Consider the following 13671-nt stretch of genomic DNA (forward strand, 5'->3'; position numbering starts at 1 on the left):
GCCGATTCAGAACAACCCGTGGCCCTTGGGCAGTTCGGCATAGCGGTGCACGCGCGTGGCCAGCACCAGGCCGAAGCCGAACATGACGGTCATCATCGACGACCCGCCATAGGACAGCAGCGGCATCGGCACCCCGACCACGGGGGCCATCCCCATGACCATGGCGCCGTTGATCAGCACGAACAGGGCGAAGAAGGCCGTCATTCCCGCGGCGGCGATGCGGCCGAAATGGCTGTGCGCCAGCGAGGCGATGCGCAGGGCGATCAGGATGATGGCGACGTAGCAGGCCAGGACGGTGAAGGATCCGACAAAGCCGAATTCCTCGGCCACGGTCGAGAAGATGAAGTCCGTATGCCGTTCGGGCAGGAACTCCAGCTGGCTCTGGCTGCCCAGGCCGTAGCCCTTGCCCAGCAGGCCGCCCGAGCCGAGCGCGATCTTGGACTGGATGATGTTGTAGCCGGTGCCCGACGGATCGGACTCCGGACTGAGGAAGGTCAGCACCCGGTTGCGCTGATAGTCGTGCATGCCGAACATGACGAACGGCGGAATGATCGCGACGGCGGCGGCGGCGGCGGCGGCGATGACGCGCCAGCTGAGGCCGGCCACGAACATGACCACCGCGCCCGTCAGACCGATGACCATGGCGGACCCGAGGTCAGGCTGTTTGGCGACGAGGATGAAGGGCACGCCGATCATCCCGGCCGGGATCAGCAATTTCCACGACCAGCGCGCCTCCTGGGCGGTATGGTTGTGGTACCAGCGGGCCAGGGCCAGGACGAGGCCGAGCTTGATGAACTCGGCCGGCTGGATGCGCATGAAGCCCAGATTCAACCAGTTCCTGGCGCCGCCCGCCGTATAGCCCAGCGGCGTGAACTCGATCATCAGCACGAGCACAAGCAGGACGCCGTACAGCGGATAGGCGGCGCGGAACCACCATTTGGGGTGCACCATGGCCAGACCCAGCATCACCACAAGCAGGGCCGCGAAACGGATCACATGTTTGGCGGCCCAGGGCTGCCATTGCCCGCCCGCGATCGAATACAGCATGGCGGCGCCGACCATGGCGACCAGACCAAGCAGGCCGATCAACCGCCAGTCCAGTTCGCTGATCTTGGTCGAGATGCGATCGCGCTCGCCGGGACGGGTCAGGGCGGAGGCGGTCATTGCGGAGCCTCGGGCAGATAGGGACGCGGGCCGCCGGAAGGGGTGGTTGGGGGAGCCGGCGCCGCTGTCGCCGCGGCGGGCTGGGCCTGGGCGACCGGCTCCTCGGGCGCAGCGCCGGCCAATTCGTCCGTCTCGGTCTCGGGAGCCAGGGCTTCCGGCGGCAGCGGGCGCTGGATACGCTCCAGCATTTCGGGATCCTTGAGCAGGGTCGTACGCATGATCTCGCGCGCCCGTGGCGCTCCGGCCGTGGCCCCGCCCTTGCCGCCGTGCTCGATGATGACCGCCACGGCGTAGCGGGGCGCGTCGACCGGGGCGAAGGCCACGAACAGATTGTGGTCCTTCAGCGCCCAGATGTTCGACTTGCGCGAGCCGGTGCCGTAGCTGCGGACCTGGGCGGTGCCTGTCTTGCCGGCCATCTGGATATCTCCCAGCCCCAGCTGGGACTGACGGTACGCCGTGCCCGACCGGTCGTTGGCCACGGCGACCATGCCCTGACGCACGATCTCGACGTGCTCGGGCGGGAACGGCAGATCGGGCACCGCGGCGCCTGACGGCTGCTCGACCCCGCCGACCGACTTGATCAGGCGCGGATTGATGGCCTTCTTCGCATTGGCGATGCGGGCGGTCATGACCGCCAGCTGCAGGGCGGTGACATTCACATCGCCCTGGCCGATGGCGACGGACAGGGTCTCGCCCGGAAACCAGACGCGCGATTCCGGATTGGGGTTGCGGCGGTTGTAATTGGCCTTCCACGCCTTGCTGGGGACCGAGCCGGCCTTCTGGTTGCCGACCCCGATGTCGTAGGTCTGCATGAAGCCGATCTTCTTCGCCGTCTCCTGGATCAGGTCGACGCCGGCGCGGTTGCACATGTGGTAGAAATAGACGTCGCACGAGTTCTTGATGGCGTTGTGCATGTCCTGCGCGCCATGCCCGCGGGGCTCCCAGCAGCGGAAGACGCGGTTGCCGTAGCGGTAGCCGCCCGTGCAGGTCACCCGCTCGGTCGGATCGACGCCAGCCTCCAGGATGGCAAGGGCGGTGGTCATCTTGAACGTCGAGCCCGGGTGGAAGACGCCGTTCAGCGTCTTGTCCAGCAGAGGCTTGCGCTCATAGTCCGACAGGGCGCGGTAGATGCGCGAGGGCACGCCGCCGACGAACAGGTTGGGGTCGAACGACGGGGCCGAAACCATGCACAGGATGTCGCCGTTGCGGACGTCCATGACGACGCAGCCGCCCGATTCCTCGCCCATCACTTCCAGCGCGCGGTTCTGGACGTCGGCGTCGAGGGTCAGGACCACGTCCTTGCCGGGCACGGCCGGCCGCGAGCCGCCGATGTCCTCGGCCACCACCCTGCCCCGCGCATCGACCTCGACCCGGTTGCCGCCGGCCTCGCCGCGCAGGTCGGCGTCGAAGGATTTCTCCACGCCCTGCCGGCCGATACGGAAGCCGGGGTTGTAGAGAATCTCGGGGACCTTCTCGCCCCGGTCCTCGATGGCCTTGATGTCGCGGTCGTTGGGCTTTGCCACATAGCCGATGACATGGGCGAAGGCGCCGCCGAACGGATAGTAGCGGGCCTCGTTCATGTCGGCCATGACGCCCGGCAGCTCGTTGGCGTAGAGGTTGACCCGGGCGAACTCCTCCCAGGTCAGGTCGCTCTTGACGGGAACCGGGCTGAAACGCGGGGCGGCGTTGACGTCGCGGATGATCGAGCGGCGCCGGTCCATGGTGTCGGGCAGCAGCCGGCCCAGCAGATCCAGCGTCTGGTCCAGATCCTTGGTCTCGTCGCGCACGACCAGCACGCGGAAGCTGGGACGATTGCCGGCGATGACGACGCCGTGCCGATCCAGGATGCGGCCGCGCGGGGGCGGCACGAGGCGGAAGTTGAACTGGTTGTTCGAGGCCAGGGTGGCGTATTCGCCCGCCTGCACGACCTGAAGCTGGGCCAGACGGCCGGTCAGGGCCAGACCGCCGAGCGCCGTCAGCCCGCCGAACACGAAGGTGCGGCGCAGGAAGGAGCCCTGCCGCTCGTTGACGTCGGAGAAGAAGATGGAGGGTTCCGAGCTCATCGGAACCTCACGTCGCCGTCCTCGAACCGCTCGATCATCTGGTTGGCGAACGGGAACAGGAGCAGGGTCGGGACCACCTGGCCGATCAGGGCCAGCAGGCTGGCGGCGTTGTGGTCGATGAAGATTCGCACAAGGTAGACCAGCAGGAAGGCCAGACCACAGCAGGCGGCGAACCAGACGAACAGGACGGCCGTGTCCTGGCCGATCAGGAAGCTGCGCGAGGCCAGCACGATCGCGTAGATGGCCAGCAGGGACAGGGCCCAGAGGCCGAGCGGCCCGTAGGTGAATATGTCCAGCCCCAGACCCAGAAGAGTCAGCACCAGCGGCGCGACCACCGAGGGGCGGATAAGCGGCCAGGCGAAGGCCAGGACCATGGGAATGACCGGTTCGGGCAGGCTCAGACCGAACAGCTCGACCGGCGTGGCCAGGACGATGGTGGCCGCGACCGTGATCAGGGCCGGATAGACGATCCACTGCATCGGCCCGACGACGCGGACCGCAACGGGGCGTCTCATTCGGTCCCCCCGGCGGGCGGCGCGGCTTCGGCGGCCGGCGGAGGCGCGGCGGCGGCGGGCGGGGTCGGGCGCGGTCGGGCGGCCTCGACAGCGTCGGCGCGGGCGGTGTCGGCGGCGGCCTGTTCGGCGCGGCCGCGAGCCGCGTCGCGGCGGGCGGCCGCGTCGGAGATGGCGGCGGCCTGCGCGGGGGTGGCTTCGGCCACGGCGCCCAGGGCGGCCAGCGGCGGCGAGTTGAGGTCGTCCGAGCCGATCAGCTGGCCGAAATCCTCGAACAGCATGACGCGGACATAGTCGATGGCGCCCCGGTCGCTGAACAGTTTGACGCGCCACGAGCCGTCGATCCCCCTAGCGGCGACGCCGATCGGGACGCCGCGCGGGAAGCCGCCGCCGTCGCCCGAGGACAGGATGCGGTCGCCGGCCTGAACGGAGCCGACGCCGCGGATGAACTCGAGCCGCGGATTGTCGCTGCCGTCGCCGGTCAGCAGGGCGCGGGCGTCGGTGCGGTCGACCAGCACCGGCGTCCGGCTCGCCACATCGGTCAGCAGCACCATCCGGCTGACGTTGGGCGAGGTTCCGACGATACGGCCCACCAGGCCGTGCTCGTTGATGACCGGATTGCCCACCTTGACGCCCTTGGCCGAGCCGGCGTCGATCAGGCGGGCGCGCGAGAACGGACCACGCGTATCCGAGATGGAGCGGGCCGTCTGCATGGCCACCGGCGGCTCGGGCCGGATGCCCAGCATGGCCTCATAGCGGGCGTTGACGTTCTTCAGGGCGATGGCCTGGTCGCGCCACGGGGCCAGTTCGGCCAGTTCGCGCTTCAGACGGCGGTTCTCGGAGACGGCGAAGAAATAGCCGCCGACATAGTCGGTGGCGGATCCGAACCAGCGGACCGGCGCGGCGAAGACGCCTCCGACCGGACCGGCGACGGACTCGACCCCGGCGCGGACGGGCTGATACGGCGAGGTCTGGGCGCGGGCGTCGCTGATCAGCAGCAGGATGCAGCCGATGGCGGCGATCACGACAGCGACGGCCGCGGTCCAGACCAGCGGCACCTTGATGTTCTCGAACGGTCCGTCGCGAAACGCCACGGCGCGCCTTCCTGGGAAAGAGGGAATCGGCGGGAACCCCCCCGCCGACTTCAGCAGCCTATCGCAAAATCCGGGCCAGTTGGAAACCGCGCCGGCCCCGTGATGACAGGGATTTGCGGCGGAGTTGGGGATCAAGCCCTAGAGGGCGGAATCCAGCACGCCCTTCATCCAGCGCGGATGCTCCAGAACCCTGCCGCAGCCGATGGCGACGCAGGACAGCGGGTCGTCGGCGACCGAGACCGGCAGACCCGTGTGGTCGCGGATTTCGGCGTCCAGACCGCGCAGCAGCGCGCCGCCGCCGGTCAGCATGATGCCCTTGTCGGCGATGTCGGCGGCCAGTTCAGGCGGGGTGGCCTCCAGCGCAACCTTCACGGCCTCGACGATCTGGGTCACCGGCTCGGCGAGGGCTTCAGCGGCCTGGCGCTCCGAGATGCGGACCTCGCGGGGCACGCCCTGCATCAGGTCGCGGCCCTTGACGTCGATCGACAGGCCTTCGCCGTCGGCCGGGATGCGGGCGGTGCCGATGTCCTTCTTGATGCGCTCGGCCGTGGTCTCGCCGATCAGAAGGTTATGGTTGCGGCGCATGTAGCTGATGATCGCCTCGTCCATCTTGTCGCCGCCGACACGGACCGAGCGCGAATAGACGATGCCCGACAGGGACAGGACGGCCACTTCGGTGGTGCCGCCGCCGATGTCGACGACCATGGAGCCGGTCGGCTCGTGGATCGGCAGGCCGGCGCCGATCGCGGCCGCCATCGGCTCGTCGATCAGGCCGACGCGGCGGGCCGAGGCGTTGAGGCAGGAATCGTTGATGGCGCGGCGCTCGACGGCGGTGGCGCCCGACGGCACGCAGACGATGACCTTGGGGTTCACGAAGCCCTTGCGGTTATGAACCTTGCGGATGAAGTGCTTGATCATCTCCTCGGCGACTTCGAAGTCGGCGATGACCCCGTCGCGCATGGGGCGGATGGCTTCCATATGGCCCGGGGTGCGGCCCAGCATCTGCTTGGCCTCGATGCCCACGGCGTGGACGATCTTCCGCCCACCGACGTTGCGTAGGGCGACCACGGACGGCTCGTTCAGGACGATGCCCTTGCCCTTCATGTAGATCAGGGTGTTGGCGGTGCCGAGGTCGATGGCGATGTCGTTGGAGATCGCGCCGAAAATGCTGGAGAACATGGGTCCGGGATACCGTTCTTTCGGGCCTTGGAGGGGCGTTTGGTCGTCTCGATCCGCTTCGGCGACGCCCCGGCGCCGCGCATCCCCACGCACCGCCTCCTGATCGTTATCGCCTGACTGACCTTAAGGCTCGTTTGGCAGTGTGTGACGGTGATTACAACCCCTTCCAGGCGCTGCTGTCGAAGCCGTGACCAGCGCTTCAGTCCGCCCCGGACGCGGCCTCGCGCCGTTTGACCAGTTCGCGCACGCCCAGCATCAGACCCAGCCAGACCACAGCGACGCCGGCGAGGATCAGCGAGGTCCAGACGCCGTCGCCGCTAACCGCCGAAACCACCGCCCCGCCGAAGAAGGACACCAGGGCGGTCTTGGGCAGAACCCCGAGGGCGCAGCCCGCCAGAAAGCGCCAGAACGACGCCCGGGCGGCTCCGAACGCCATGTTGACGACGATGAAGGGCGCGGAGGGCACGTTGCGGATCATGAAGCTGGCGTAGAAGGCGTTCTTGCCGACGAACCCCTTGAGCCGGCCCATGGTCCGGCCGCCGAACCGGTCGACCAGCCGCGCCGTCGGTCCGCGCCCCATCCAGTAGGTGACCCCCGCCGAAACGACGGTCGCCGCCCAGCTGTAGAAGAACCCGAGCGAGGGCCCGAAGGCGACCACGCAGGCGGCGATCAGGATGAACTGGGGCGCGCCGATGAAGGCGGCGGCGATGAACAGGACCACCGTGGCGGCGAAGGCCCACGGACTGCCGGCGTAACCCTGCAGCCAGGCCTCGAGGTTCTCCTCGGCCGCCAGCCCCAGCTGACTCTTGCCAACCGCCAGCAGGGCCAGCGTCGCGCCCAGCAGCAGCGCCGTCGCCAGCACGGACCGCCAGCGACGGGCCTCCATGTTGAGGATGAAGTCGATCAGGCGGCGCATGGGACGGTGGTTAGCATCAGGCGGCCATGGCGGCGAGAGCCACAGGAACGCTGACCTAACCTCCCCGCCCGCCGGCCCGGAAGCGCGCCCGGGCGACCGCGACGATCGTGACGGCCAGCATGGCGGCGCCGATCCGGTCCCACACGCCGTCATTCAGCAGCGCGACCACCAGGCCGATCAGGCTGAGAACCGCGAGGGTCAAAGGCGCGCCGAAAACGGCCCAGGCGCTGAAGTCCTTGCGGCTCATGCCCGCCTGTTCCGCCTGGTCAGCCAGAGATAGACGCCTGATCCCAGAATAATGATGGTCGCCAGATCCAGCAGCGCCCACACGATCTTCAGCGTCAGACCGCCGTAGTCGCCGAAATGCAGCGGCTGGGACAGGGACAGGGTCTTCACATACCAGGGCATCCGGGCCACGGCGGCCAATTCGCCGGTGCGCGCGTCGATCAGGGCCGGGGTGATCATGCGGGCGGTCAGCGGCGTCTCGCCATGGAAGAAGACCGCATAGTGGTGGTCCGTCGAATAGGTCGAGCCGGGGAAGGCGACGAACTGCAGCGTCATGCCCGGCAGGGCCGCCCTGGCGCGCTCTATCGCGGCGTCCAGAGAGCTGCGTTCCGTCAAGGGAACCGGTGCGTCATAGGCGACGGTCAGATCCCGCAGGGCCGTATCCTTCCAATAGGCGATGATGGGCGTCGCCAACGTGTTCACCACCCCGGTCGCCCCGACCACCAGAACCCAGGCGATCGTCACGGCGCCCAGCAGGTTATGATAGTCGAGCCACCGCGTGCGCGCCGCGCGATCCAGACGCACCGCGCCGAACGGCAGGCGCCGCATGAACGGCGCGTAGAGCACGACGCCCGACACGACCGCGACGATCAGCAACAGGCCCATAGCGCCGAGGAACAGCGCGCCCGGCAGGCCCAGGAACATGTCGGTGTGAAGCTGCAGCAGGAATTCCATCGCCGGATGGCCGGCGACCGGCGGGGCGGCGTCCCCGCTTGTTCGATCGATCGGCTGGAAGTTGAACTGGCCGGAGGGGGCGTCGGGGGCCCGGCTGGTGACGTTCACCACCGGCCGGTCCTCGTCGAAACTCATGAAGGCCGGAATGTCGCCCGGGTGGCGCGACAGGGCGACGGACAGCACCTCGTCGAGATCCAGCCTGGCGCCCTCCGGATTCGCGGGCGCCCAGGCGTGCCGTAACAGAACCTCGTTGATCTCATGGGTGAAGACCAGCGGCAGGCCCGTGACGCACAGCATCAGCAGGAACAGGGTCGAGACGAGACTCGACCAGCGGTGCACCCACGACCAGCGGTGGATCGTCCGGGCCTTCATCCGGTTCAGAATTCCGCCGAGATCGACATCGTCAGGGTGCGGGGTGCGCCCAGCGTCAGATAGTTGGCTCCCGGGTAGCCGCCGACGGCGACCCACTGGTCCTCGTCCGCCAGGTTCTCGATGCGCGCCCGTGCAGTGAGGGTGCGGCTCCCGGCCTCGAAGACGTAACGGACGCCGGCGTCGAACCGGGTCCAGGATTCAAGTTCGACCGAGTTGTCTGCATTGGCCGGCTGGTCGGCGGTGTGGACCGCGCGCGCCTCCAGCGTGAGCCCAGCCGCCGCGGGCACGTCCCACTCCAGATTCACATTGCCCTGGAATTCCGGCGCGCCGATCGGCGATTTGCCGTCCAGAGCCCCGCCCGCCGTGCGCGTGAGCTCCGCATCCAGCAGGGTGACGCCGGCCAGCAGGCGCAGGCCGTCCACCGGTTCGCCGAAGACGCTGGCCTCGAGCCCCCGGTTTTCCTGTTCGCCATTGGCGGCGAAGACGTTGTTCTCGACAAAGGCGCTGGGAAGGACCGAGCGGAACAGGCTGATCGAGCCGCCGAAGGCGCCGGCGTCGTATTTGGCGCCGACCTCGACCTGCTCGCCCCGGAAGGGCGACAGCACCTCGCCCCCATTCTGCACCGGCACGCCGCCGCTGACCGCCGGCGCGGTCTGGCCCGGGATCAGCGCCTCGACATAGTTGGCGTAGAGCGAGATCCGGTCGTGGGGCTTGTAGACCAGGGCCAGGGCCGGCGTGGTCGCTTCGCCATCATAGCCCGACTGCGGGGCGCCGGTGTTGTAGTCGTAGGTTCGGGTCTCGATCCGCTGATGGCGAACCCCGACCGTAGCCAGCAGCCGCCCGTCCATGAAGGACAACATGTCGGCGATGGCGATGCTGGAGTTCTTCACCCGTTCGGTGACGTGGGGATCGGACAGGTCGCCGCCGACGAAGAAATCGGCCGCGGGGGGCGTGACCGCGACCGGCGCGTACAGGTCGCTGGCGAAACCGGCGAAGCTGGAGAAGGCATAGGCGTTCGCCGACTTCGACTGGACCTGCGAGGCCGACGCCACCAGACGATGCCCGACGGGGCCTGTGACCAGATCGGCGCGGACGCCGACATCCCCGGACCAGATGGCGTCTTCGCGGGCGTTGTCAAAGCGATAGGCGCTCAGCGTCCCGTCGGACTGCGCCCTCGGATTGGCCAGGACATTCTGTTCCCTGCCCTCGCGGCCGCCGAAGGCCGCCCAGGCCGAGACGGCGTCGGTCACATCGAACTCGCCGCGTGCGACGCCGAACAGCTGTTCCTCGTCCGTATAGGTCCAGGGCTGGGCGAAATTACCGTCCGCGGGAGGCGGCGCCGGAATGGCGCCGGCGGGCGTCACCGTCGGGCGCGGTGCGTCGATGCGATGGTCCTGCCAGCCGATGTCTGCCGAAAAGCGCGCGCGGTCCCCGCGACGGTCCAGTCCCAGGCCGATGACATTCAGTTCGCGCGCCTGTCCTTCAACGCCGCCCTCGCCGTCCCGGCGCGCCAGGTTCAGCCGCACGCCGTATTCGTCCGCGGCGCCGAAACGGCGGGCCAGATCGGCGGCCAGATAGACTTCGCTCTCTCCCTCCAGCCCCGCGGTCAGGCGCGTGAGGGGTCCATCGGGCGCCCGCTTGGGCATCAGGTTGACCGCTCCGCCAACGCCGCTTCCCCCCGGGGCCGCGCCGTTCAGAAAGGCCGTGGCGCCATGGAAGACCTCGACCCGTTCCAGAAACTCCGCCGCCACGAACTGGCGCGGAAGGATGCCGTAGAGGCCGTTGTACGTCATGTCGTCCGAATAGACCGGAAAGCCCCGGATGACGTAGAGCTCCTGGAAATTGCCGAAGCCCTTGGTGACCCTGACGGCGGGGTCGTTCTGCAGCACGTCGGCGACGCTGCGGGCCTGCTGGTCGCGGGCCAGTTGCGAGGTGTAGCTCGTCGTGGCGAAGGGCGTGTCCATGGCGTCCAGCGCGCCGAAGAGGCCCACTCGCCCGCCCCTCGCCACCTGCCCACCGGGACGAACGGACGGCAACGCCACCTGCGAGCCGGTGACGACGACCTCGTCCAGTTTCGTCGGTTCCACCTCCTGTGCGAACGCCGCGCCTCCCAAGGCCAGCACGGCGGAGGTGGTCAGAAGAACGGAGCGGAACATTGCATGAGGTCCTGATGAATTGAGAACGCGTCTCAATATACAGCACCGTACGGAGGTCAAGGCGAAGCCGGGATCGGGGCGGGCTCAAGACCGCGACATTTGATCGCCCTTTCGCAACTGCGTAAGGATGCGCCGTCCCCGGGAGTCGCCATGTCCAGCCTGCAGTCCGCCGCCCTCGCCCGCGTCAAGCCGTCGGCCACCCTGGCGGTCACTGCCCGCGCCCGCGAGCTGAAGCGCGAGGGCCGCGACGTGATCGGCCTTGGCGCGGGGGAGCCGGACTTCGACACCCCCGAGAACATCAAGGAGGCCGCCATCGCGGCCATCCGCCGGGGCGAGACCAAATACACCGACGTCGACGGCATCCCGGAGCTGAAGGCGGCCGTGGCGGCCAAATTCGCGCGCGAGAACGGGCTCAAATACGAGACAAGCCAGATCCACGTCGCCCCCGGCGGCAAGACGGTGATCTACAACGCCCTGGTCGCGACCGTGTCGCCGGGCGACGAGGTGATCGTGCCAGCGCCCTACTGGGTCAGCTATCCCGACATGGTGCTGCTGGCCGGCGGCGAGCCGGTGACGGTGGTCGGGCACGAGGCGGACGGCTTCAAGCTGAAGCCCGAGGCGCTGGAGGCGGCGATCACGCCGCGGACGAAATGGCTGATCCTGAACAGCCCGTCGAATCCCACCGGCGCGGCCTATACGGGCGCCGAACTGGAGGCGCTGGCCGCCGTGCTGCGCCGCCATCCGCAGGTCTGGGTGATGACCGACGACATGTATGAGCACCTGATCTACGGCGACTTCGACTACCGGACGATCGCCCAGGTCGCGCCCGATCTGTACGACCGGACGCTGACGGTGAACGGCGTGTCCAAGGCCTACGCCATGACCGGCTGGCGCATCGGCTATGCGGGCGGGCCCAAACCCCTGATCGACCTGATGCGCAAGGTGGCGGGGCAGACCACGTCCAACCCCTCGTCAGTCAGCCAGTGGGCGGCCGTCGAGGCGCTGAACGGCCCGCAGGATTTCATTGCCGAGCGGGCGACCCATTTCGAACGGCGGCGGAATCTGGTCGTATCCATGCTCAATCAGGCGGCGGGCGTCCGCTGCGCTACGCCCGAGGGCGCCTTCTACGTCTATCCGTCGATCGAGAGATTGATCGGCAAGGCGACAGACGGCGGCACGGTGATCGACAGCGACGATACGTTCGCCGCCGCCCTGCTGGACGCCGAGGGCGTGGCGGTGGTGCAGGGATCCGCCTTCGGCCTGAGCCCCTATTTCCGCATCAGCTATGCGACCTCGGAAACCGTGCTGGAGGAGGCCTGCCGCCGCATCCAGCGGTTCTGCGCCTCGCTGCGCTAGGCGGCGCGGCTGACCGCGAAGTCGGCCAGTTGTTCCAGGGCGTCGACCCATTCGCCCGCAGGCAGGGCGGCGAGCGCCGCCTTGGCGGCGTCGGCGTATTCGTAGGCGGTGTCCAGGGTCGCCCCGACCGCGCCGGATCCGATGACCAGCTCCCGCGCGCGGCGGAAGTCGTCCTCGGTCCGTTGGCCCTTGTTGATGGTGCGGTCCCAGAAGGCGTCTTCGCGGCCGCGCGTCCGGGCCGCGGCCAGCAGCAGGGGCATGGTGACCTTGCCCTCGCGGAAGTCGTCGCCGGCGTTCTTGCCGAGGTTCTCGGACAAGCCGCCGTAGTCGAGGGCGTCGTCGGCCAGCTGGAAGGCGAGGCCGAGGTTCAGGCCGTAGGCGCGCAGGGCCTCGACGGCCGCCTCCCCCGCCCCTGCCCCGACCGCGCCGGATTCGGCGGCGGCGGCGAACAGTTCGGCGGTCTTGGCCGAGATGATCCGCAGATAGGTTTCCTGATCCAGGTTCAGGTCGTGGGCGCGGGTCAGCTGCAGCACCTCGCCCTCGGCGATGACGCTGGAGGCGGTGGCGAGGATGCCAAGCGCCCGCATCTGGCCGGTCTCGACCATCAGTTCGAAGGCGCGGGCGAACAGGAAGTCGCCGACCAGAACGCTGGACGGCGCGCCCCAGATCAGATGGGCGGCGGTCTTGCCCCGGCGCAGGTCCGAGCCGTCGACGATGTCGTCGTGCAGCAGGGTGGCGGTGTGAATGAACTCGACCGCGGCGGCCAGCTTGACCGCGGCGGCGATGTCGTCCGTCGCGCCCGAGGCGCGGGCGGCCGCCAGGGTCAGCAGGGGGCGCAGCCGCTTGCCGCCGGCGCTGACCAGATGGTCGGCCAGCAGCGGAATCACCGGCACCTGGGACTGCATACGGGCGATGATCAGGGCGTCGACGGCGGCCATGTCGCCCTTCGCCAGCCGAACCAGCGGTTCGACGTCTCCCTTCGAGCGGGGATCGGCGGCGACGACAGCGTCCAACGGAAAACTCACTCGGCGCGGCGCGGGGAGAGGATCGCACCGGAAAATCCAGCCGCCGCCTTGCCGGGCGGCGATGCGGCGCACAATGGTGATCGTGCCATGAAGGGTCAAGCCGCGTGACCGCCGCATCATCTCAATCCGACGGCGTCGAAATCGTCGAGAACGCCCTGCTGGGCGGCCGCGTCCGGCTGCGCCAGCCGGCGAAGGGCTACCGCGCCGGCATGGATGCGGCCCTGCTGGCGGCGGCTGTGGAGGCCGGACCGGGGCAGAGGGTGCTGGAGGCCGGGTGCGGCGCGGGCGCGGTGCTGATGCAGATCGCCGCGCGGCGTCCCGACGCGGTCCTGACGGGACTGGAGCGCGATCCGGCGATGGCTGCGCTGGCGCGGGAGAATGCGGCGCTGAACGGCGCCCATGCGACCATCGTCGAGGGCGACGTGGCCGACGGCTTCCGGGCGCTGGGACTGAAGCCGTTCGACCAGGCGGTCAGCAATCCGCCCTTCTTCGACGACCCCGGCGCGTTGCGCGCGCCGTCGCCGGGCAAGCGCGGAGCGTGGATGGCGGACGACGGCCTGAAGGCGTGGACGGACTTCCTGCTGAAGGGGGTGCGGGAGGGCGGTCGGATCGTGATCATCCACCGCGCCGACCGGCTGGCCGATCTGCTGGCCCTGCTGGGCGAGAAGGCCGGGTCCTTCGCCGTGCGGGGCATTCATCCGTATGCGGATGAATCGGCCAAACGGGTGCTGGTCAGCGCGATAAAAACGGGCAAGGCGCCGCTGCGCCTTCTGCCGCCGCTGGTGCTGCACGAACGCGGCGGGCCGAAGCATACGGCCGAGGCCGAGGCGATCCTGCGCGGCGAGGCGGCGCTGGGGTTCTGATCCGTCCGCCC

General features: G+C 69.0%; 12 protein-coding genes. 2 read left to right on the plus strand and 10 right to left on the minus strand.

Features of this window, described 5'->3' with window-relative positions; all coding sequences use genetic code 11:
- Positions 1–6: 6 nt before the first annotated feature.
- The 9 genes from rodA to BrevBR_RS02555 form a co-directional block, all read right to left on the minus strand.
- Positions 7–1164, minus strand: coding sequence for a rod shape-determining protein RodA (gene rodA / locus BrevBR_RS02515; protein ID WP_332640899.1), 1158 nt, complete (start codon positions 1162–1164; stop codon positions 7–9).
- Complete coding sequence (gene mrdA / locus BrevBR_RS02520) at positions 1161–3227, minus strand: penicillin-binding protein 2 (protein WP_339999828.1); 2067 nt, start codon at positions 3225–3227, stop codon at positions 1161–1163. Before mrdA ends, rodA begins: the two co-directional genes overlap by 4 nt.
- A complete protein-coding gene (locus BrevBR_RS02525) occupies positions 3224–3742 on the minus strand; it encodes a hypothetical protein (RefSeq protein ID WP_332640901.1) in 519 nt (172 codons plus the stop codon). The genes mrdA and BrevBR_RS02525 overlap by 4 nt, the downstream gene beginning before the upstream one ends.
- Positions 3739–4833: a rod shape-determining protein MreC gene (gene mreC, locus BrevBR_RS02530; RefSeq protein WP_339999829.1), complete on the minus strand. Its 1095-nt coding sequence runs from the start codon at positions 4831–4833 to the stop codon at positions 3739–3741. The genes BrevBR_RS02525 and mreC overlap by 4 nt, the downstream gene beginning before the upstream one ends.
- 138 nt (positions 4834–4971) lie before the next feature.
- Positions 4972–6012, minus strand: a complete 1041-nt coding sequence (locus tag BrevBR_RS02535) for a rod shape-determining protein (protein WP_056450471.1) — start codon at positions 6010–6012, stop codon at positions 4972–4974.
- A gap of 199 nt (positions 6013–6211) precedes the next feature.
- Complete coding sequence (locus BrevBR_RS02540) at positions 6212–6928, minus strand: TVP38/TMEM64 family protein (RefSeq protein ID WP_332639515.1); 717 nt, start codon at positions 6926–6928, stop codon at positions 6212–6214.
- A 55-nt stretch (positions 6929–6983) separates the two neighbouring features.
- The gene (locus tag BrevBR_RS02545) at positions 6984–7175 is read right to left on the minus strand and encodes a hypothetical protein (protein WP_332639516.1); all 192 of its coding nucleotides are present in this window, start codon (positions 7173–7175) and stop codon (positions 6984–6986) included.
- On the minus strand, positions 7172–8260 hold the full coding sequence (locus tag BrevBR_RS02550) for a PepSY-associated TM helix domain-containing protein (RefSeq protein ID WP_339999830.1): 1089 nt from the start codon (positions 8258–8260) through the stop codon (positions 7172–7174). Before BrevBR_RS02550 ends, BrevBR_RS02545 begins: the two co-directional genes overlap by 4 nt.
- 5 nt (positions 8261–8265) lie before the next feature.
- On the minus strand, positions 8266–10416 hold the full coding sequence (locus BrevBR_RS02555) for a TonB-dependent receptor (RefSeq protein ID WP_339999831.1): 2151 nt from the start codon (positions 10414–10416) through the stop codon (positions 8266–8268).
- Between the two features lie 150 nt (positions 10417–10566).
- Here BrevBR_RS02555 and BrevBR_RS02560 point away from each other — a divergent pair, with 150 nt between their 5' ends.
- Entirely contained in the window at positions 10567–11772 is a 1206-nt protein-coding gene (locus BrevBR_RS02560; protein WP_332639519.1) for a pyridoxal phosphate-dependent aminotransferase, read from the plus strand.
- On the opposite strand, the gene BrevBR_RS02565 is transcribed toward BrevBR_RS02560, so the two are convergent.
- Complete coding sequence (locus BrevBR_RS02565) at positions 11769–12785, minus strand: polyprenyl synthetase family protein (RefSeq protein ID WP_332639520.1); 1017 nt, start codon at positions 12783–12785, stop codon at positions 11769–11771. The genes BrevBR_RS02560 and BrevBR_RS02565 overlap by 4 nt on opposite strands.
- A gap of 116 nt (positions 12786–12901) precedes the next feature.
- On the opposite strand from BrevBR_RS02565, the gene BrevBR_RS02570 reads away from it, so the two are divergent.
- Complete coding sequence (locus BrevBR_RS02570; RefSeq protein ID WP_339999832.1) at positions 12902–13660, plus strand: tRNA1(Val) (adenine(37)-N6)-methyltransferase; 759 nt, start codon at positions 12902–12904, stop codon at positions 13658–13660.
- The last annotated feature ends 11 nt before the right edge of the window (positions 13661–13671 follow it).

The organism is Brevundimonas sp. BR2-1 (assembly GCF_037626195.1).
Lineage (GTDB): Bacteria > Pseudomonadota > Alphaproteobacteria > Caulobacterales > Caulobacteraceae > Brevundimonas.